The sequence below is a fragment of the Streptomyces sp. NBC_01214 genome (genome assembly GCF_026340975.1).
In the GTDB taxonomy this organism is placed as follows: domain Bacteria; phylum Actinomycetota; class Actinomycetes; order Streptomycetales; family Streptomycetaceae; genus Streptomyces.
In genome coordinates, this window is the sequence record NZ_JAPEOS010000002.1 from 580,180 (window position 1) to 600,640 (window position 20,461).

Genomic DNA, 20,461 nt, shown 5'->3' on the forward strand with positions numbered 1-20,461 from the left:
CCGAGGGGGTGTCCGGCCTGACCGGCAAGACACCCCGTGAAGGGTCGGGTGACGCGGGGGCCGCGCGGGGCGGCCGTTGGTCAGCCGTGGCTGCGGCGACGGCGCAGGATGGTCGCACCGAGCGCGGCGAAGACCGCGAGGAGGCCGGCGCCGGCCGCGACGGTGGTGCTGTTGTCGGTGTCCTCGGAGGCGATCTCGGCGCCCGCGGCGACGGATCCCTGGGGGACGACGGTGGTCTGGCCCACGGTCTGGGCGGAGACGTTCGTGGCGGTCACCGGCTTCGCGGTGGAGGGCTCGGGCTTCGCGGCGGAGGGCTCGGGCTTCGAGGCCGGGGTCTCCTCCGTGACCGGGTACTCGAGGGTGCAGCCCTTGGGGAGCGCGGGGAAGGTCTCGTAGCCGGAGGGGACGTTGTCGCCGCCCTGGGTCTTCCATTCGAAGACGGGCTTGGCGCCGCTCGGGTTGTTGATGCGGGAGAAGTAGTCCGGCGAACCCTTGGGGTTGGTGCGGGTGAGGGTCTGGGTCCAGGTGTCGGCGGGGTCGCTGCCGTGCATGACGACCTTGGGGCCCTTGGGGGACATGGTCAGGTCGGCCTGCAGGCCGGCGCCGAGATCGATCTGCTTCACCTTGGAGACGCAGGACGTGGACGCGTCGTCGTGGACCGGGTACTCGGGGGTGCAGCCCTTGGGGAGCGCGGGGAAGGTCTCGTAGCCGGAGGGGACGTTGTCGCCGCCCTGGGTCTTCCATTCGAAGACGGGCTTGGCGCCGCTCGGGTTGTTGATGCGGGAGAAGTAGTCCGGCGAACCCTTGGGGTTGGTGCGGGTGAGAGTCTGGGTCCAGGTGTCGGCGGGGTCGCTGCCGTGCATGACGACCTTGGGGCCCTTGGGGGACATGTTCAGGTCCGCCTGCATGCCGGCGCCGAGGTCGATCTGCTTGACCTTGGAGACGCAGTCGGCCGGGCCCGGCGTCCCCTCCGGCAGCGGGAAGGACTGGGTCTTGCCGTCCTTGGTCGCGGTGATGACGTGGCCCTTGCCGCTCTTGACCAGCTTCAGCTCCAGCCCGTTGGCCGAGATGGAGGGCCCGCCCGGGGTCAGGATCCCGAGGGAGCGCGTCGGGAAGGTGTTCGGCTCCCCCGAACCCAGGGCCAGGATCTCGGCCTCCGGGCCGTCGGCGGTGTGCCGCACCATCGCGGCGAACCCGGGTGCGATGTTGATCCGCGTGCCCGTTCCGTGGTCGTTGCCCGCGACGGACGCGGCGGGTCCGGCCTGCGGGGCGGTGGCCGCGTACGCGGTGCCCGCGATCGGGGCGAGGAGGGCACCGGCGAGGACGGCGGTGGCGATGGAGGCACGGAGGGCGGTACGCATAACGACTCCTGGAAGCGTTGTCTCGGGAAGGTGGAGGAGAGTCGCATGCCGCGGTTTTCTCTTTCGGTGAGAGCCGGTTGAGTGTCTGGCGGGCTGCTGAGAACAAAGTTACGGATCTTGTTCGCGCGGAAGATCTTGCTCCTGTCATCGCCTCGTAACAGAGAGTGGAGGTGTCGATTCCATAGCGGATCCGGAGGCGGGGGTGACAGGTCGCTACGCGCGTAGATATGCTCATCTGGTGACCATGCCCACCACCCTCACCGCATTCGCTGACGTGACGACGTCCGACAGTGCGCTGCGCCGCTTCCTGCACGGGCTGCCCGGCGTCGACGCTGTCGGCCTGGAGGCCCGCGCGGCCTCCCTCGGCACCCGTTCGATCAAGACGACGGCCAAGGCGTACGCCATCGACCTGGCTATCTCGATGATCGACCTGACGACGCTGGAAGGCGCGGACACCCCGGGCAAGGTCCGGGCGCTCTCCGCCAAGGCCGTCAATCCCGATCCGACCGACCGTACGACCCCGATGACGGCCGCCGTCTGTGTCTACCCCGACATGGTGGCCACGGCGAAGGCCGCGCTGAACGGTGCCGACGTCAAGATCGCCTCCGTCGCGACCGCCTTCCCGGCCGGCCGCGCCGCCCTGCCCGTCAAGCTCGCGGACACCCGTGACGCCGTCGCCGCCGGCGCCGACGAGATCGACATGGTCATCGACCGTGGCGCCTTCCTCGCAGGCCGCTACCTGGAGACGTACGAGCTGATCAAGGCCATCAAGGAGGCCTGCGTCCGCGAGGACGGCAGCGCCGCGCGCCTGAAGGTCATCTTCGAGACCGGTGAGCTGTCGACCTACGACAACATCCGCCGCGCCTCCTGGATCGGCATGCTGGCGGGCGCCGACTTCATCAAGACGTCGACCGGCAAGGTCGGGGTCAACGCCACTCCGGCGAACACCCTGCTCATGCTCGAAGCCGTACGCGACTTCCGCGCGCAGACTGGAATCCAGATCGGCGTGAAGCCGGCCGGCGGCATCCGCACCACCAAGGACGCGATCAAGTTCCTGGTCCTGGTCAACGAGACCGTGGGCGAGGACTGGCTGAGCAACCACTGGTTCCGCTTCGGCGCCTCCAGCCTGCTCAACGACCTGTTGATGCAGCGCCAGAAGCTGAGCACCGGCCGTTACTCCGGTCCCGACTACGTGACGGTGGACTGATCACCATGGCATCTGCATTCGAGTACGCACCGGCTCCCGAGTCCCGCTCGGTCGTCGACATCGCCCCTTCCTACGGGCTCTTCATCGACGGTGAGTTCACCGACGCCGCCGACGGCAAGGTCTTCAAGACCGTCTCGCCGAGCAGCGAAGAGGTCCTCGCCGAGGTCGCCCAGGCGGGCGCCGCCGACGTGGACCGCGCCGTCAAGGCCGCCCGCAAGGCCTTCGCCTCCTGGTCCGCGCTGCCGGGCTCCGAGCGCGCCAAGTACCTCTTCCGCATCGCCCGGATCATCCAGGAGCGCAGCCGCGAGCTCGCCGTCCTGGAGACCCTGGACAACGGAAAGCCGATCAAGGAGACCCGCGACGCGGACCTCCCCCTGGTCGCCGCGCACTTCTTCTACTACGCGGGCTGGGCCGACAAGCTCGACCACGCGGGCTACGGCCCGAACCCGCGCCCGCTCGGCGTGGCCGGCCAGGTCATCCCGTGGAACTTCCCGCTGCTGATGCTGGCCTGGAAGATCGCCCCGGCGCTCGCCACCGGCAACACCGTCGTGCTGAAGCCCGCCGAGACGACCCCCCTCTCCGCGCTGTTCTTCGCGGACATCTGCCGCCAGGCGGGCCTGCCCAAGGGCGTCGTCAACATCCTCACCGGCTACGGCGACGCGGGCGCGGCCCTCGTCGAGCACCCGGACGTCAACAAGGTCGCCTTCACCGGCTCGACCGCCGTGGGCAAGAAGATCGCCCGCCACGTCGCCGGCACCGACAAGAAGGTCACCCTGGAGCTGGGCGGCAAGGGCGCCAACATCGTCTTCGACGACGCCCCCATCGACCAGGCCGTCGAGGGCATCGTCAACGGCATCTTCTTCAACCAGGGCCAGGTCTGCTGCGCGGGCTCCCGCCTGCTGGTCCAGGAGTCGATCCACGACGAGCTGCTGGACTCCCTCAAGCGCCGCCTCTCCACGCTGCGCCTGGGCGACCCGCTCGACAAGAACACCGACATCGGCGCGATCAACTCCGCCGAGCAGCTCGCCCGGATCACCGCGCTCGCGGAGACCGGCGAGGCCGAGGGCGCCGAGCGCTGGTCCCCGGCGTGCGAGCTGCCGTCCTCCGGCTACTGGTTCGCCCCGACGCTCTTCACGAACGTCACCCAGGCGCACACCGTCGCCCGCGACGAGATCTTCGGCCCGGTGCTGTCCGTGCTGACCTTCCGTACGCCCGACGAGGCCGTCGCCAAGGCCAACAACAGCCAGTACGGCCTGTCCGCCGGCATCTGGACGGAGAAGGGCTCGCGCATCCTCGCGGTCGCGAACCAGCTCCGCGCCGGAGTCGTCTGGGCCAACACGTTCAACAAGTTCGACCCGACCTCGCCCTTCGGCGGCTACAAGGAGTCGGGCTTCGGCCGCGAGGGCGGCCGCCACGGCCTGGAGGGCTACCTCGATGTCTGATCAGTCAGCGGCGTCCCGCCTGCATGTCTTCAAGACCTACAAGCTGTACGTCGGGGGCAAGTTCCCCCGCTCCGAGAGCGGCCGGGTGTACGAAGTGACGGACTCCAAGGGCAAGTGGCTGGCCAACGCGCCCCTGTCCTCCCGCAAGGACGCGCGTGACGCGGTCGTCGCGGCCCGCAAGGCCTTCGGCGGCTGGTCGGGCGCGACCGCGTACAACCGCGGCCAGATCCTCTACCGCATCGCCGAGATGCTGGAGGGCCGCCGCGAGCAGTTCGTCCGCGAGGTCGGCGAGGCCGAGGGCCTGTCCAAGTCCAAGGCGGGCGCGGTCGTGGACGCGGCCATCGACCGCTGGGTCTGGTACGCGGGCTGGACCGACAAGATCGGCCAGATCGTGGGCGGGGCCAACCCGGTCGCGGGCCCGTTCTTCAACCTCTCCACCCCGGAGCCGACCGGTGTGGTCACGGTCGTCGCCCCGCAGGACTCGTCCTTCCTGGGTCTGGTCTCGGTGATCGCCCCGGTGATCGCGACGGGCAACACCGTCGTCGTCATCGCCAGCGAGAAGTCCCCGCTGCCGGCCCTGTCGCTGGGCGAGGTGCTCGCCACCTCCGATCTGCCCGGCGGCGTGGTCAACATCCTGTCCGGCAAGGCCGGCGAGATGGGCCCGCACCTGGCGTCGCACCAGGACGTCAACGCGATCGACCTGGCCGGGGCCGACGCGGCGCTGGCCAAGGAGCTGGAGGTCGCGGCGGCCGACAACCTCAAGCGCGTCCTTCGTCCACAGCCTGTGGACGACTGGAGCGCCGACCCGGGCACCTCCCGCATGACGGCGTTCCTGGAGACCAAGACCGTCTGGCACCCGACCGGGTCGCTGGGCGCGGGCGGCTCGTCCTACTAGTCCCGGGACGACCCCCGTACGAGACCGGCCCCGGCAGCGTCCCCCGCGCTGCCGGGGCCTCCCTCTTTATCGGGGGCTCGGTTCGCCTCCGGCGGCGCTGTTGTCGGCTCCAGGCGTGCGTGCGTCCTCGAAACCGCTCGTGCCTCGCGGTTCCTCCGGGCGCTCGCCCGCCTTCGCCGACGCGCCGCCTTCGGCTCACTCGCCGGGGGCAGGGGGCCAGGGGGTCAGCGGGGGGCCAGCGGGCCCAGGAGGGACGAGACCGCCGCCTCGGGGAGTTCACCCACCGACGGGCCCTGGGTGAGGATCCCCGTGACCGCCGTGGTGCCCACCGCGGGGAAGTCCGCGACCTTGGTGGCGACGCCGTTGTCCAGCGGGTCCACGCCGGTGTGGGCGAGCGGGTTCACCTTGAGGTTCGCGATCGGGTCGGTGACCCCGGCCACGGCGGCCGGAAGGTCGAGCTCGCCGGCGTGGGCGCCGCCCGCCGCCATCGCCAGGGCCGCGCCGGCCATCGAGACGGTCAGTCCGGCGGTGCGGAGCCGGTTCGGAAGGGAAGGGGCTGCGTGACGTGCCATGGAGATCCCGCCTGAGGTCGTGGTCGCGTGCGCACGCAGCGTAGTTGAGGTGTGTTCCTGGACACCAACCGGTCACCGGGAGGATCCCCTACCCGGGGGAATGGTTCAGACTGGTGTCCCGTGAGCTCCCCCTCTACTGCACCGACCCGCGTCGTCCTGCTGACCGGTCCGTCGGGCTCCGGAAAATCCTCGCTGGCCGCCCGCTCGGGGCTGCCCGTGCTGCGCCTCGACGACTTCTACAAGGAAGCCGACGACCCCACCCTTCCGCTGGTGGAGGGCAGTTCCGACATCGACTGGGACTCCCCGCTGTCCTGGGACGCGGACGCGGCGGTCGCCGCGATCGCCGAACTGTGCGCGGCGGGGCGGACCGACGTTCCCGTCTACGACATCGCGACGAGCTCTCGCACGGGCACCGAGAGCCTCGACATCGCCCGCACCCCGCTGTTCATCGCGGAGGGCATCTTCGCCGCCGACGTGGTCGCCCGCTGCCAGCAGCTCGGCCTCCTCGCGGACGCCATCTGCCTGCGGGGGCGCCCCTCGACGACCTTCCGCCGCCGGCTGGTCCGCGACCTGCGGGAAGGCCGCAAGTCGGTGCCGTTCCTGCTGCGCAGGGGCCTGCGGTTGATGCGCGCCGAACGCGGCATCGTGGCCCGCCACGTCGCCCTGGGCGCGCACGCCTGCGCCGGCGACGAGGCTCTCGGCCGCCTGGCGGCGGCCGCGGCGGGCCGGCACCGCACGGCGACCCCGGCGTAGCCGCCGGGAACCCCTCAGCGGCGGGACCAGCGGTCCGTCAGGGTGGTGATCGCGGCGGCGGCCCGGTCGAGGCCGCGGTCGTCGCCGCGCAGCGTCTTGTTCAGTTCGACGTGCAGGAAGCGGGACTGCCGGTCGGCGGCGGTCCGGCCCTGTTCGTTCTCCCGGCCGGCGAGCTTGCAGCGCGCGGAGTACGCCGTGCAGACCTCCAGGCCGTCGCTCCGCAGCGCGGCGGTCAGCCGTTCCGCGTCCGCGGCGGCGCTGTCGCCGGCGCCCGTGGAGACCACCGCGTCGCGCCCGCGGAACGACTCGTCGGCGAACCCGTGCAGCTGGACCCCCGGTAGGTTCCGCCGTGCCAGCTCCTCCACCACGCCGTGGAAGACCGAGTCGTCACGGTGCGCCACGTCCGCCGCCCCGTCCTCGCCCGCATCGCGGTGGGCGCCCGCGAGCACCAGCACCCCGCCGGGTGCGCCGCGCAGCACCCGCGCGCCCAGGAGCTCGGTGCGGGTGTCGGCGACGGGGTGGGGGACCTGGACCGACCAGCGTGCGGGCAGGTCGAGATCGACGTACACCCGGCCCCAGCCGCGGCTGGTGTGGCCCGATTCACTCACCCCGTCCGCCACCTCGGCGTACCGGCGTCCGCTGGCGGCGTCCGTGACGGTGCGGAGGGTGAAGTCGATCTCGGACAGGCCGGTCCGGGCCGCTTCCGGATCGCCGTCGAGCAGGCGGGCGAACGCCCTGGTGAACGCGAGTCGTTCCTGGTCCGTGGGGGTGCGGTAGCCCCCGCGCTCGCTGAAGCCGGCGGTGAAGCGGGCGATCCGCTGTTCCAGGTCGATGTCGGCGGTGCGCTGTGGAGCGGGGCCGGTCGGGCGGGTCGGCGGTGCGCTTCCTGAACTCGCCACCCAAAGCGTCAAACCGGCACAAAGGGCAATGAAAGCGCCGCACAGAACCGCAATCGTTACCCGCTTGGTCAGTGGAGCGCTCATAGTCATACGAAAATAACGGAGTGATGAGCTCCGCTTCCCGCCCCTCCGCTCTTCGTTCCGGATCGCCCGCCACCGAGCCCCGCCGACGGACCGGCTCACGCTGACCGGACGCACCGAGGCCCGCGCGGCAGTCCCCGCGCGCCCCGCAAGCCCAGATCATCACACTCCCTAGGCCGCACCGGCTCCAGGACAGAACGAAGAGGAGCCCGCGTTGGCCGCGTCGCGATCGAGGCGGCACCGGACCCGCCATCGGGCTGACATGTCGCTGCTGGGCGGCATCCGTCCGCCCATCGCAGCCCTGTCCGCCCTGCTGCTGGCCCTCGCCGCCCTCACCGCGTTCCAACTCGGACACGTGGGCCGGGAGCCCGTACCGCCGGCCGTCCTCACCTCCCAGCAGTACTTCGCCGAGGACGGCGCCATCGCCCTGCGCGCCTCCCTGGACGAGAGCATCACGGACATCGGCAGGACCGCCTCCCTGTTCAGCTCCGGCGAACCGGTCTCGCCCGACTCCGTGCTCGACAAGCTCGGCAGCGTCTACCAGAAGTGGCGCGGCACGGCCGTGATCGAGATCAAGTCGGGCCGTCTGGAGGCGCAGCGCGGCGAGAACCTCCCGCTGACCGCCCTCGACCTGACCGCGCTCGACGGGGAGTCCGGCCTCGCCCCCCGCATGGTCCGGCTGGAGAACGGCGAGACCCGCCTGCTCACCCTCGCCCTGCTGTCCTGGCCCGACCGCCCCCAGCAGCTCCTGGTCGCCTCCAGCAGCCTGAAGGTCCCGGGCATCAGCCTGGGCCGGTCCCGCGCCATCGCCGTCCTCGACTCCTTTGGCCAGGTCCTCGGCAGCGACGGCATCGGTGGTTCCGCGCAGGAGAAGAAGCAGCTCGGGAAGTTCGCGAAGACCGTCGCCCAGAAGGCCGGGCAGCACCCCCTCCAGGCCAAGGAGCCCGGCTCCGGCGGCTTCGCGGGCGTCAGCGGCAGCCTGCTCGGGGACTCCAAGGACGGTCACCGCTCCGTGGCCGGCTACGCGAAGCTCACCGGCTCGCAGCCCGGCGTGGGCACCGACGCGACCGCCCTCGGCCTCACCGTCGTCTCCTTCGTCTCCGTCGCCGAGGAACGCTCCGCCGCCGTCGACTCCTTCTTCTGGATCGCCGCGTCCGCCGCCCTCCTGGTGCTCGGAGCACTGGCCGTGGCCCTGCTCGTGACCACCGTGCAGCGCCCGCTGCTCCGGCTGTTCCTGGAGAGCCGCCGGATCGGCCGCGGCGACCTGCACCGGCCGGTCACCGTGCCGAAGTACGGCGAGGCCGCCCGCATCGGCGCCGCCCTCGACCGGCTGCGCCGGCAGCTCCGCGGCGAGCCCGTAGCGGAAACCGAGGGCCCCCGCCGGGGCCGCCGCGCCCGGATCGGGACCCGCGCCCTCCTCGCGGTGTGCGGGATCCTGCTCCTGGTGTGGTCGGCGCCGCTCCTGCTGACGCTCAACCGCGCGGGCGCCTCCGTCGCCGTACCCAAGACGATCGTTGAGGACCAGCGCGAACGCACCGACACCCTGGCCGACCGGGTACGCCGCGCCCTCAACGAAGGACACGCCGACCTCACCTCCGTCGCCTCCGTCATCAGCGACGGGACCACCCCGGCCGAGCTGACCAAACTGCTGGAACGTACCCGGACCCAGCATGGACGCTACGAATCCCTCTACGTCCTGAATGCCGCCGGCACCGTCCTGGCCCGCGCCGGCGGCACGCCCCACCACCCCGCCGGCAAGGGCCCCTCGAAGCAGCCCGTCACCCTCGTCGACAGCGGCAACCGGCCGGTCATCACCGAGTACGCCGAGGCTCCCGGCCTGGCCGGCGCCGCCGTGGTCGGCGAGCTGCGCATCGACTTCCTCAACGCCCTGCTCAAGCGGCCCGGCCTGGGCGAGGTCCGCGTCGTGGACGCGGAGCGCCGGGTGATCGGCGGCAACAACGGCTACCGGGCCTTCACGTCGCTCTCCGATGCCAAGCTCGACGCCCTCGTGAGCTCCGCCAACGACAAGAGCGGCGCGGACGGCAAGAGCGCCGCCGACGAGAAGTCGGACAAGGGACCGCGCGCCAAGAGCGCACTGCTCCGCGACGGCGGCGTCGTCATCGCCGCCGCGGCGCCGATGACCGGCGGCGGCGTGGCCCAGCCCCTGAACTGGACCGTCGTCACCTGGCAGCCGGCCAAGGGCCTGGAGATCCCCGCGTACACCACCCAGAACCGCACCGTCCTGGCCGGACTGCTCGGCCTCACGGGCGCCGTGGCCTGCCTCGGCTGGATCCACATCATCGTGGTGCGTCCGCTGCGCGACCTCGCCCGGCGCGCGGAGGCCATGGCCGACGGCGACCGCCGCACCGTCGTCTACCCGACCCACCACGACGAGGTCGGCGCCGTCACCCGCAGCCTCGAAGTTATCCGCCTACAGCTGCTGGAGCAGCGCAAGCGGGACGCCGCCGGCGGCACCACCGGCCGGACGCCGGGCCGTGCCACCCCGGCCGGAAGGAACTGATCCCGTGCTCTTCCTCTACTGCGTGCTGCTCTTCTGCTGCCTGGTCATGCTCGTCGCGGGCGTCGTCGAGCAGCGCCGGCACTACGCCAACCTCGCCCAGATACCGAACCGGGTGCTGGTCAACGGCATCCGCGGCAAGAGCTCCATCACCCGGCTGTGCGCGGGAGCCCTGCGCGGCGGCGGCCTGCTGACGGTCGCCAAGACCACCGGCACCGCGGCCCGCTTCATCCACCCGGACGCCACCGAGGAGCCCGTCTACCGGAAGTTCGGCATCGCCAACGTCGTCGAACAGATCGGCATCGTCCGGCGCGCCGCCGCCTACCGGCCGCACGCACTGGTCATGGAGTGCATGGCGGTCATGCCCGCACTCCAGGAGATCAACCAGTCGAAGCTGATCCAGTCGACCATCGGCGTCCTGTGCAACGTCCGCGAGGACCACGTCGCCGAGATGGGACCCACCCTCGACGACATCGCACGCTCCCTGTCGCGCTCGATGCCGCACGGCGGGATCTGCGTCACCGCCGAGAAGGAGCGCTTCCACGTGCTCCAGGAGGAGGCCGACGCGCGCAACTGCACGCTCGTCTACGCCGACCCCGACACGGTCAGCGACGACGAGCTGCGCGGCTTCAGCTGGTTCACCTTCAAGGAGAACGTCGCCATCGCGCTCACCGTCGCCGAGCTCCTCGGCGTCGACCGCGAGACCGCCCTCCAGGGGATGTACGACGCCCCGCCGGACCCCGGCGTGCTCTCCGTCGAGCGGTACGTGGCCCCCGGCGGCAAGCGGGTGCGCTTCGCCAACGTCTTCGCCGCGAACGACCCCGAATCGACGCTGATGAACATCAACCAGCTCCTCGACCTCGGCGCCGTCGACCGCCCCCTCAACGTCGTGATCAACTGCCGCCCGGACCGCGTCGAGCGCAACGGCCAGATGGGCGCGATCGTCCCGGACCTGATGCCCGACAAGGTCTTCGTGATCGGGCACCCGGCCAAGAGCGCCATCGACGCCATCCCCGCCGAGTGGCGCGGGCGCGCCGTCGACCTCGGCGGCGACCAGCGCGACGGCGAGGAGTTCATGAACGAGCTGCTCGGCCACTTGGGCGAGAGCTCCTCCCTGGTCGCCATCGGCAACATCCACGGCCAGGGCGAGATCCTCCTGGAACACCTGGCGGAGCTCCCCGGCTTCGAGGACGAGCCCGACCGGGAGGAGCCGCCCGCGACGGCCCCGGACCGCGAGCCCCCCGTACCCCGGCGGGAAGCCCCCGTGGCGCCGCTGTACGTACCGCACCTCGACCCGTACGCCGACCTCAGCGCCGCCCAGGAAGCCCGGTTCGCGCAGCCCCCCGTGCCGCGGCAGTACGTCCACCCGCCGCAGCCGGACGGGCAGTGGCACCAGGGCCCCCACCCGCAGCCGCAGTACGGGGAGCCCTGGCCGCCCCGCCCGTACGAGCCCCACCCGAACCCGCAGTGGCAGAGCCCAGGAGACCCCCGTTGATCCCCGCAGTCCTCACCCCCGAGATCGCCGCGATCGGCATCGCGCTGGGCCTGCTGTTCTCCCTGCTGTGCTACCTGACGACGAACCTCTCGCCCGGCGGCATGATCACCCCCGGCTGGCTCGCGCTCACCCTCATCGAGGACCTGCAGCGCGCCGCGCTCGTCGTCGGCATCACCGCCCTGACGTACGCGCTCACCCTCGTCACCCAGAAGTTCGTCATCCTCTACGGCAAGCGCCTGTTCGCGGCCGTCGTCCTCATCGGAGTGCTCCTCCAGGCCACGGTCGTGATCGTGCTCCAGATGAAGTTCCCCCTGCTGTACGCGAACCAGACCCTCGGCTTCATCGTCCCCGGACTGATCGCCTATCAGCTCGTCCGCCAGCCCAAGGGCGCCACGCTGCTCGCCACCGGCTCCGCGACCCTCATGACGTACGTCGTCCTGACCTCGGGCATCCTGCTCGGCTTCATGCCGCACGCCTGACCGACGCCAGCCCGACCACCCGCACCGCCCGGAGCGCACCGATGACCGCCAAGCCCGCCCGCCGCACCCACCCCGTCCTGCACGCCGCCGTCGTGGGGATCCTGCTGGCCGGCAGCGCGTACTTCACCTACGAGCTGCGCAAGGAGGAGCAGTCCAAGGCCCCCGCCGTGCTGCGCGTCACCGACCAGGCGCAGCAGGCCGGCGCCCAGCAGGGCGCCCAGAAGTGGGAGCGGCTGAAGAACCCGGAGCGCTCGGTCCTGCGGGGCGCCGACGGCGCCGTCCTCGCCACCTTCACGGACGGCGCGCGCACCGCGTCCCTCACCGGCAAGAGCCGCACCTTCACCGAGCCGGCCACCACCAAGACCCGCGTCGTCACCGACAACTGGGTCCGCCTGCTGCCGGAGAGCTGGCGCAGCGGCGCGGAGCGCGAGCAGTGGTTCCAGGACTGGTTCAAGAAGTACTACGGGAGCGAGGAGGACGACCTGTTCGCCTTCGCCTTCCAGTACGGGGACCAGGCGCCGGTCAAGAAGGACGCGGCCGGCGTCCAGTACGCGGGCGACGCGGCCTTCGGGCCGCTCAACCCGAAGGGCTCCGAGGGCAACGACCTGCGCCTGGAGCAGTCGGACTTCTACGACTACCTCGGCATCCCGTACACCTTCCGCAACGGCACCACGGAAGCGCCGGAGAAGGCCAAGCACCGGGCCCTGGACTGCTCCGGCTTCATCCGCACGGTCTTCGGCTACCGCGGCCGCTTCCCCCTCATGGCCTCCGACACCGGCGGCAACGGACTGCCGCGCACCGCCAACGGAATGGCCCGCTCGAAGACCGGCGTGGACATCCTGGCGCTGGGGGGCGTCGGCCCGCAGGACCGGCCGGCCTCCGTCGACGTCCTCCAGCCGGGCGACCTGGTGTTCTTCAAGCTCGACGCGCGCACCGGCGACCGTCTGGACCACACCGGCATGTACCTCGGCAACGACAGCGAGGGGCACAAGATCTTCATATCGAGCCGTGAAGAGGCCAACGGCCCCACCATCGGCGACAAGGGCGGCGCCTCCCGCCTCGACGGCAACGGCTACTACGCCGCCGCCCTGCGCAGCGCCAAGCGCCTGTGACCCGGCCGTCCGTGCGGCCCGCGCGCGCACGGACATGCGAAAAGGCGGGATCAAGCGGACCCCCGTCCGCTTGATCCCGCCTTTTCCCCCCGCGACCCCCGTCCCACCCCCGTAGGACGGGCCCCCCGGCCCGATGGCTTTTGTGTGTGCCGCGTTACGCGACGAGCTCCTCGAAGGACTCCGCCTCGTCACGGCCGAAGCTGAGCGCCTCGTCCTCCCGCAGGCGGCGCAGCGAGCGCCAGATGCTCGACTTCACCGTGCCGACGCTGATGCCGAGGATCTCCGCGATCTCCGGGTCCGTGCGGCCCTCGTAGTAGCGGAGCACCAGCATCGTGCGCTGCGGCTCCGGGATCCGGGTCAGGGCCTGCCACAGCACCGCGCGCAGCTCCGTACCGCGCATCGCGTCCGTGTCGGAGGCCGTCTCCGGCAGCTCCTCCGTCGGGTACTCGTTCAGCTTCCGCCGACGCCACGCACTGATGTGCAGGTTCGTCATCGTGCGGCGCAGGTACCCGCCGACGGCCGCCTTGTCGCTGATCCGGTCCCAGGCGCGGTAGGTGGAGAACAGTGCGCTCTGCAGCAGGTCCTCGGCCTCGTACCGGTCGCCGGTGAGGTGGAAGGCCGTCGCGTACAGGGCGGCGCGCCGCTCCTGGACGTACGCCGTGAACTCCGCCTCCGAGGTGGAGGAAGGAGTCTGCTCGGCGGCGGGAACCGCCTGGTACTGGTTCGCGTCAATGGCTACGACGTGGGCCGGCCGGGGACGGGCGACCGCCACCGTACGGACACCCGCCCGGCGGTTCACATCGTGCAGCCGCGTGACGACCGCGCTGGTCGTGGTGCTGTGCAGCGTGTTCATCTCGCGCCCCCCGTCGTGGAGTGTCTCTGCTTCGGTCCGTCGTGCGTTGATGAAAAGATTGCCCGGCCGACTTAACCGCGGTGTCCGTCGACTGTCACAGCCGTGTCACAGCGACTTCTGACAGGACCCCGACAGGATCACGTCGCACGACGGTCGAACTCCCGACGGCCGATGGGACAGAATGAGCCCGTGCCTTTCCTGTTGCTGATCGAGGACGACGACGCCATCCGCACGGCCCTCGAACTCTCCCTGTCTCGCCAGGGCCACCGTGTGGCCACTGCGGCGACGGGCGAGGACGGCCTGAAACTGCTGCGCGAGCAGCGGCCGGATCTGATCGTGCTGGACGTGATGCTGCCCGGGATCGACGGCTTCGAGGTGTGCCGGCGGATCCGCCGCACCGACCAGCTGCCGATCATCCTGCTCACCGCGCGCAGCGATGACATCGACGTGGTCGTCGGCTTGGAGTCCGGAGCCGACGACTACGTGGTCAAGCCCGTCCAGGGCCGGGTCCTCGACGCCCGGATCCGGGCCGTACTGCGCCGCGGCGAGCGCGAGTCGAGCGATTCGGCGAGCTTCGGCTCCCTGGTCATCGACCGGGCCGCCATGACCGTGACGAAGAACGGCGAGGACCTCCAGCTCACGCCGACCGAGCTGCGGCTGCTGCTCGAACTGAGCCGCCGGCCCGGGCAGGCGCTCTCGCGCCAGCAGCTGCTGAGGCTGGTCTGGGAGCACGACTACCTCGGTGACTCGCGGCTCGTCGACGCCTGCGTACAGCGGCTGCGCGCCAAGGTCGAGGACGTGCCGTCCTCGCCCACCCTGATCCGTACCGTCCGGGGCGTCGGCTACCGCCTGGACTCCCCACAGTGATCCGGGCGTTGCTCGCGGGCCGGCGCTGGACCAGCCTGCGGCTGCGGCTCCTCATGGTGTTCTCCCTGGTCGCGCTCACGGCCGCGGTCTCGGCCTCCGGCATCGCCTACTGGCTCAACCGGGAGGCCGTCCTCACCCGCGTCCAGGACGCGGCACTCGGCGACTTCCGGCAGGAGATGCAGAACCGTGCCGCCGCGCTGCCCGCCGACCCCACCGCCGAGGAGCTGCAGCGCACCGCCGAACTGATGGCGGGCAGCAGCCCCGGGTACAGCGTGCTGCTGGTGCAGGTGGGCAAGGACAACCGGCAGGTCTTCGGCGCGGCGGGGCCCGACTCCTTCGGGCTGGCCAACGTACCGAAGTCCCTGCAGAACGCGGTCAACGACCGGCAGAAGACCACCGCCGCGAACGACTCCGAGTACCACGTGTACTGGCAGCGGACGAAGCCGCGCGGCAATCCGTACCTGATCGGCGGGACGCGGATCGTCGGTGGCGGGCTCACCGGCTACATGTCCAAGTCCCTGGCGCAGGAGCGGGACGACCTGAACGCGCTCGGCTGGTCGCTGACCATCGCCACCGGTCTCGCGCTGCTCGGCTCCGCCCTGCTGGCACAGGCCGCGGCCCGTACCGTGCTCAAGCCCGTGCAACGGCTCGGGGACGCGGCGCGGCGGCTCGGCGAGGGCGAGCTGGACCACCGCCTCGACGTGTCGGGCACGGACGAACTCGCCGACCTGTCGCACACCTTCAACAAGACGGCCGAAGCGCTGGAGAAGAAGGTCGCCGACATGAGCGCGCGGGAGGAGTCGAGCCGGCGCTTCGTCGCCGACATGTCGCACGAGCTGCGGACGCCGCTGACCGCGCTGACGGCGGTGGCCGAGGTGCTGGAGGAAGAGGTCGACGACCTCGATCCGATGATCGCGCCGGCCGTGGCCCTCGTCGTCAGCGAGACGCGCCGCCTCAACGACCTGGTGGAGAACCTGATGGAGGTCACCCGCTTCGACGCGGGTACGGCCAGGCTGGTGCTGGACGACGTGAACGTCGCCGACCAGGTCACGGCCTGCATCGACGCCCGGGCCTGGCTCGACGCGGTCGAACTCGACGCCGAGCGGGGCATCGTGGTCCGCCTCGACCCGCGCCGCCTCGACGTCATCCTCGCCAACCTGATCGGCAACGCCCTCAAGCACGGCGGCTCGCCGGTACGGGTGTCGGTGACGGTGGAGGGGGAGTGGCTGGTGATCGCGGTGCAGGACAACGGTCCGGGCATCCCCGAGGAGGTCCTGCCGCACGTCTTCGACCGGTTCTACAAGGCGAGCGCGTCGCGGCCGAAGTCGGACGGCAGCGGGCTCGGCCTGTCGATCGCCATGGAGAACGCGCACATCCACGGCGGCGACATCACGGCCGCCAACGTGGCGGGCGGCGGGGCGCTGTTCACGCTGCGGCTGCCGGTGGACGTGGGAAAGGTGATCGCGGGTGACGAGGATGCGTAGGGCGCTGCCGGTTCGGCCGGGGGTACCGGTGGTGCTGGTCCCGTTCGTCGCGGTAGCGCTGCTCGCGACGTCGGCGTGCGGGATCAGGGCGACGACCGTGCCGGTGGACGTGGGCCCGGCACCGTCGCGGGTGTCGTGCGACACGCAGGAGCAGCCGAGCGGGGTGCAGGGCTTCCGGGCCACCGTGGAACTGGTGTGCGGATCGCAGCTGGTGGGCGTGGAACGAGTGGTTCCGGTGCCCGAGAAGAAGCCCGTACGCGACCCCCTCGCGCTGGTCGCGCAGGCGCTGCTGGAAGCGCTGGAGCGGACGCCGAGCACGGAGGAGCGGGACGCCGGCTTCACGAGCGAGGTCCCGGTCGGGCTGTCGGCGGGAGTGCCGAGGGCGGGCGACCCGGCGGGCACGGTGCGGCTCAGCCGCAGGCCGGAGGACCTGCCGCCGGTGGCGCTCTCGCAGATCGTGTGCACGCTCGCGGGCAGCGAGGCCCTGAAGGCGACCCCGGGCCCGGTGATCCTGGGCGGGCCGGACGTGGATCCGCCGCGGGCGTGGGAATGCACGGAGGCGGTCCGTTCGCGGCCGGAGTCGGTACCAACGCTGGGCGAACTGGTCCGCCCGACGCCTACGCCTTCCTGACGCGCCGCAGGTTCCGGTCGGTTCGGGCGGGCGCGGCGCCGGCCTCCGACCGGCGTGCGCGCCGCACTCCTCCTTGACGCGCCGCACTGCTCCTTGACGCGCCGCTCGCGCGGCTCGGCGCCGGGGCGCCTCACCGGCTTCGCGTCGCTGGGCCGGCCTCCGACCGGCGTGCGGTCGGCCCCGGTCGCGGGGAGGCTTTGCGCTGTTGCGGTGGCTTCCGGCTGGCATGTGGTGGGCCCTGGTCGCGGGGAGGTTTCGCGGTGCTGCGGCGGCTTTGGTTGCGGGGGCCGGCGCGTTGTTGTGTGGTGCGGTCGACGTTCGGGCCGGCCGGGCCCGTCCGAGAACGCCGACGGCCCCCGAGCCGGAGCTCAAGGGGGCCGAAGGGAGAAAAAGGGCCCGGTCCCGCCGGACGGGGCGGGACCGGGCCGGGCAGGGGGCCGAAGCCCCGGCCCCGTGCCCGACGGACGGAGTCCGGCACGGCGGCGCGAAGCCGGTGAGGCCCCCCGGGGCCGTGGCGCGCGGAACGTGCCGGCGGGATCAGATGCCCATGGCCGCGGAGAGGTCCTTCTTGATCGCGTCCAGGACCTCCTGGCCGCGGACGCGGGCCGCCGCCAGGTCGGAGGCCTCGGCCACGGGGACCACGACCTCCAGGTAGCACTTCAGCTTCGGCTCGGTACCCGACGGGCGGGCGATGACCCGGGCCTTGTACGCGCCGTCCAGGTAGTAGCGCAGGCCGTCCGTGGGCGGGAGGCTCTCCGTGCCCTTGGACAGGTCCTCCGCCGAGACCACCCGCAGACCCGCCAGCGACACCGGCGGCTGCGCGCGCAGCGCCGCCATCGCGTCGGCGATGATCGACAGGTCCGAGACGCGCACCGACAGCTGGTCCGTGGCGTGCAGGCCGTGGGCCATCGCCAGGTCGTCCAGCAGGTCGGTCAGGGTGCGGCCCTGCTCCTTGAGCACCGAGGCCAGCTCCGCCACCAGCAGGGCGGCGGTGACGCCGTCCTTGTCGCGGACGCCCTCGGGGTCCACGCAGTAGCCGAGCGCCTCCTCGTAGCCGTAGCGCAGGCCCTCGACGCGGGCGATCCACTTGAAGCCGGTGAGGGTCTCCTCGTAGCCGACGCCCGCCGCCTCCGCGATCCGGCCCAGGAGGCTGGAGGAGACGATGGACTCGGCGAAGACGCCGCGTGCGCCCTTGTGGACCAGGTGGGCCGCCAGCAGCGCGCCGACCTCGTCGCCGCGCAGCATCCGCCAGCCGTCCGCGGTGGGCACGGCCACGGCGCAGCGGTCCGCGTCCGGGTCGTTGGCGATCACGATGTCGGGCTGGACCTCGGCGGCCTTCGCGAAGGCCAGGTCCATCGCGCCCGGCTCCTCCGGGTTCGGGAACGCCACGGTCGGGAAGGCCGGGTCGGGCTCGGCCTGCTCGGCGACGAGCACCGGCTCCGGGAAGCCGTGCCGGGCGAAGGCCGCCATGACGACGTCCTTGCCGACGCCGTGCATCGCCGTGTAGACGGTCCGCACGCCCCGGGGGGAGCCGGGGGTCAGGACGGCGTCCGTGCGCGCCAGGTACGCCTCCAGGACCTCGTCGCCGAGCTCCTGCCAGCCGGACTCCGGACGCGGTACGTCGGCCAGCTTCTCGACCGCCGCGATCTGCGCCGCGATCTCGGTGTCGGCCGGGGAGACGATCTGCGAGCCGTCGCCGAGGTAGACCTTGTAGCCGTTGTCCCGGGGCGGGTTGTGGCTCGCGGTCACCTCGACGCCGGCGACGGCGCCGAGGTGCCTTATCGCGTACGCGAGGACGGGCGTCGGCAGCGGGCGGGGCAGGAGGGCCGCGCGCAGCCCGGCACCGGTCATGACGGCCGCGGTGTCGCGGGCGAAGTCCGCCGACTTGTAGCGGGCGTCGTAACCGACGACGACCAGGCCGCCGTCGTGGCCCTGGGCCTTCAGGTAGGCCGCGAGGCCCGCCGCGGCCCGGATGACCACGCCGCGGTTCATCCGCATCGGGCCGGCGCCGATCTCACCGCGCAGTCCGGCGGTGCCGAACTGCAGGGTGCCCGAGAAACGGTCCGCGAGCTCCGCGGTGTCGCCGGCCTCGATGAGCGCGGACAGTTCCGCGGCCGTCTCCGGGTCCGGGTCCTCGGCCAGCCAGGCCTGCGCCCGGATGATCAGGTCGTCCTGTGCCTGTGCCTGTTCCTGCACTGCTTCCGCCTTAGCTCTCGTACGTCGATCAGATGCGGGCGAGGACCTGCGTCAGCAGCGTGCCCATGCGGGCGGCCGAGTCACGGCCGGCCTGGAGGACCTCTTCGTGGTTCAGCGGCTCGCCGGACAGGCCCGCCGCCAGGTTGGTGACCAGGGAGATGCCGAGCACCTCGGCGCCGGCCTCACGGGCGGCGATGGCCTCCAGAACGGTGGACATGCCGACCAGGTCGGCGCCCATGACGCGGATCATGTTGATCTCGGCCGGGGTCTCGTAGTGCGGGCCGGGGAACTGGACGTAGACGCCCTCTTCGAGGCTCGCGTCGATCTCCTTGCACATCGCGCGCAGGCGCGGCGAGTACAGGTCGGTGAGGTCGACGAAGTTCGCGCCGACGATCGGCGAGGTGGCCGTCAGGTTGAGGTGGTCGCTGATCAGGACGGGCTGGCCGGGCTTCATGCCCTCGCGCAGACCGCCGCAGCCGTTGGTCAGCACGACGGTCTTGCAGCCTGCGGCGACGGCGGTGCGCACGCCGTGGGCGACGGCGGCGACGCCGCGGCCCTCGTAGAAGTGGGTCCGGCCGAGGAAGACCAGCGCGCGCTTGTCGCCGATCTTGTACGAGCGGATCTTGCCGCCGTGGCCTTCGACGGCGGCGGGCGGGAAGCCGGGCAGCTCGGTGACGAGGAACTCGGCCTCGGGGGCGCCGAGCGCCTCTGCGGCGGGGGCCCATCCGGAGCCCATGACGAGGGCGACATCGTGGGTGTCCACGCCGGTCAGCTCACGCAGGCGAGCGGCTGCGGCGTCGGCGGCGGCGAAGGGGTCGGTAACAGATGCGTTCACGCGGACGAGCGTAACCGTTTTCTGGCTACGCGCGTAGATGGCACAGCTCACGGTGTTCGGATCGTTGCCTTGTCGTTTCCGCCCAAACGTCCCCGCGGGGTGGCGGGGCCGAGGGATCGGGGCTCCGCCCCGGACCCCGCGCCTCAAACGCCGGCGGGGCTGGGAAAGCAGGGCGCCGGCGGGGGTGGGAAAGCAGGGCGCCGGCGGGCTGGAAAAGCGGGGCGCGGTGGGGGTGGATCGGTTGGGCGGCCCCGCAGGGGGTCAGCAGGGGCGCTTGCGGATTTCCATCACGTAGTCGTGGGGAGCGCCCGCGGACTCGGCGGCATCCGCGATCTCGCCCAGGTAGCGGGCCGAGGGCAGACCGCCCTCGTAGCCGTTCAGGACGTACACCCAGGCCGCATCCTCGCCGTCCAGCGTGTGCACGCGCACCCGCATCCGGCGGTAGATGTCGAGTCCGACGCCTTCCCAGCGGTCCATCGAGTCCTCGTCCAGCGGCGCGATGTCGTACAGCGCGACGAAGACCTGCTGGCGCGGGGCTTCGACGATCGTGGCGAGAGCGCCCTCCCAGCCCATCTGTTCGCCGCCGAAGGTCAGCCGCCAGTCGTTGATCCAGCCCGTGCCGCGCAGCGGCGAATGCGGAGCGCGGCGCGTCATCAGCCGCGGGTCGAGGTTGCCGGCGTACGCGGCGTAGAGCGACATGGAGTCGAGAGTACGGGAGGGGTGCCGGTGCACGCGTGCCCGGATGGAGGGACCGGGCGCGAAGCACCTCGAACCGTGCGGG

Annotated in this window: 18 protein-coding genes; 11 read left to right on the forward strand and 7 right to left on the reverse strand. The window is 71.8% G+C overall.

All coding sequences use genetic code 11. The features are described from left to right. Positions 1-80: 80 nt before the first annotated feature. Positions 81-1,361, reverse strand: a complete 1,281-nt coding sequence (locus tag OG594_RS27585) for a hypothetical protein (protein WP_266604207.1) — start codon at positions 1,359-1,361, stop codon at positions 81-83. A 244-nt stretch (positions 1,362-1,605) separates the two neighbouring features. Here OG594_RS27585 and deoC point away from each other — a divergent pair, with 244 nt between their 5' ends. From deoC to OG594_RS27600, 3 genes are read left to right on the forward strand one after another with little or no spacing between them, the layout of a single operon-like run. Continuing rightward, positions 1,606-2,568, forward strand: a complete 963-nt coding sequence (gene deoC / locus OG594_RS27590; protein ID WP_030712471.1) for a deoxyribose-phosphate aldolase — start codon at positions 1,606-1,608, stop codon at positions 2,566-2,568. Positions 2,569-2,573: 5 nt separating this feature from the next. Further along, positions 2,574-4,010, forward strand: a complete 1,437-nt coding sequence (locus OG594_RS27595; RefSeq protein ID WP_030010884.1) for an aldehyde dehydrogenase family protein — start codon at positions 2,574-2,576, stop codon at positions 4,008-4,010. Further along, positions 4,003-4,905 carry an aldehyde dehydrogenase family protein gene (locus OG594_RS27600; protein WP_266604210.1) on the forward strand — a complete coding sequence of 301 codons (903 nt, stop codon included), beginning with the start codon at positions 4,003-4,005 and terminating at the stop codon, positions 4,903-4,905. Before OG594_RS27595 ends, OG594_RS27600 begins: the two co-directional genes overlap by 8 nt. 224 nt (positions 4,906-5,129) lie before the next feature. Here OG594_RS27600 and OG594_RS27605 read toward each other — a convergent pair whose 3' ends face one another. Next, the gene (locus OG594_RS27605) at positions 5,130-5,477 is read right to left on the reverse strand and encodes a hypothetical protein (protein WP_266604212.1); all 348 of its coding nucleotides are present in this window, start codon (positions 5,475-5,477) and stop codon (positions 5,130-5,132) included. Positions 5,478-5,528: 51 nt separating this feature from the next. On the opposite strand from OG594_RS27605, the gene OG594_RS27610 reads away from it, so the two are divergent. After that, positions 5,529-6,230 (forward strand): uridine kinase, encoded by a 702-nt coding sequence (locus OG594_RS27610; protein WP_266604214.1) that lies wholly within the window; start codon positions 5,529-5,531, stop codon positions 6,228-6,230. 14 nt (positions 6,231-6,244) lie between these two features. Here OG594_RS27610 and OG594_RS27615 read toward each other — a convergent pair whose 3' ends face one another. Further along, complete coding sequence (locus tag OG594_RS27615; protein ID WP_266604216.1) at positions 6,245-7,129, reverse strand: hypothetical protein; 885 nt, start codon at positions 7,127-7,129, stop codon at positions 6,245-6,247. 343 nt (positions 7,130-7,472) lie between these two features. Here OG594_RS27615 and OG594_RS27620 point away from each other — a divergent pair, with 343 nt between their 5' ends. Genes OG594_RS27620 through OG594_RS27635 form a run of 4 tightly spaced genes read left to right on the forward strand, consistent with a single transcriptional unit; the run spans position 7,473 to position 12,814 of the window. Then, positions 7,473-9,731: a HAMP domain-containing protein gene (locus OG594_RS27620; protein WP_266604218.1), complete on the forward strand. Its 2,259-nt coding sequence runs from the start codon at positions 7,473-7,475 to the stop codon at positions 9,729-9,731. A 4-nt stretch (positions 9,732-9,735) separates the two neighbouring features. Then, positions 9,736-11,223 carry a poly-gamma-glutamate synthase PgsB gene (pgsB, locus tag OG594_RS27625; RefSeq protein ID WP_266604220.1) on the forward strand — a complete coding sequence of 496 codons (1,488 nt, stop codon included), beginning with the start codon at positions 9,736-9,738 and terminating at the stop codon, positions 11,221-11,223. Next, positions 11,220-11,702 (forward strand): poly-gamma-glutamate biosynthesis protein PgsC/CapC, encoded by a 483-nt coding sequence (locus OG594_RS27630; protein ID WP_030009641.1) that lies wholly within the window; start codon positions 11,220-11,222, stop codon positions 11,700-11,702. Before pgsB ends, OG594_RS27630 begins: the two co-directional genes overlap by 4 nt. A gap of 41 nt (positions 11,703-11,743) precedes the next feature. Next, positions 11,744-12,814: a C40 family peptidase gene (locus OG594_RS27635; RefSeq protein ID WP_266604227.1), complete on the forward strand. Its 1,071-nt coding sequence runs from the start codon at positions 11,744-11,746 to the stop codon at positions 12,812-12,814. 154 nt (positions 12,815-12,968) lie between these two features. Here the strand turns inward: OG594_RS27635 and OG594_RS27640 are convergent, their stop codons facing one another. Beyond that, positions 12,969-13,667 (reverse strand): SigE family RNA polymerase sigma factor, encoded by a 699-nt coding sequence (locus OG594_RS27640; RefSeq protein WP_053705143.1) that lies wholly within the window; start codon positions 13,665-13,667, stop codon positions 12,969-12,971. A 189-nt stretch (positions 13,668-13,856) separates the two neighbouring features. Between OG594_RS27640 and afsQ1 the strand changes: the two genes are divergently transcribed. From afsQ1 to OG594_RS27655, 3 genes are read left to right on the forward strand one after another with little or no spacing between them, the layout of a single operon-like run. After that, positions 13,857-14,534, forward strand: coding sequence for a two-component system response regulator AfsQ1 (afsQ1, locus tag OG594_RS27645; RefSeq protein ID WP_063754818.1), 678 nt, complete (start codon positions 13,857-13,859; stop codon positions 14,532-14,534). Between the two features lie 53 nt (positions 14,535-14,587). Next, positions 14,588-16,018, forward strand: coding sequence for a HAMP domain-containing sensor histidine kinase (locus OG594_RS27650; RefSeq protein WP_266606596.1), 1,431 nt, complete (start codon positions 14,588-14,590; stop codon positions 16,016-16,018). Further along, a complete protein-coding gene (locus OG594_RS27655; RefSeq protein WP_266606597.1) occupies positions 16,011-16,649 on the forward strand; it encodes a hypothetical protein in 639 nt (212 codons plus the stop codon). Before OG594_RS27650 ends, OG594_RS27655 begins: the two co-directional genes overlap by 8 nt. Positions 16,650-17,186: 537 nt before the next feature. On the opposite strand, the gene OG594_RS27660 is transcribed toward OG594_RS27655, so the two are convergent. From OG594_RS27660 to OG594_RS27670, 3 genes are all read right to left on the reverse strand, one after another. Further along, positions 17,187-18,845, reverse strand: coding sequence for a phospho-sugar mutase (locus OG594_RS27660; RefSeq protein WP_266604233.1), 1,659 nt, complete (start codon positions 18,843-18,845; stop codon positions 17,187-17,189). A 28-nt stretch (positions 18,846-18,873) separates the two neighbouring features. Then, entirely contained in the window at positions 18,874-19,680 is an 807-nt protein-coding gene (locus OG594_RS27665) for a purine-nucleoside phosphorylase (RefSeq protein ID WP_150258917.1), read from the reverse strand. Positions 19,681-19,941: 261 nt separating this feature from the next. Beyond that, complete coding sequence (locus OG594_RS27670; protein ID WP_266604236.1) at positions 19,942-20,379, reverse strand: gamma-glutamylcyclotransferase; 438 nt, start codon at positions 20,377-20,379, stop codon at positions 19,942-19,944. Between the last annotated feature and the right edge of the window lie 82 nt (positions 20,380-20,461).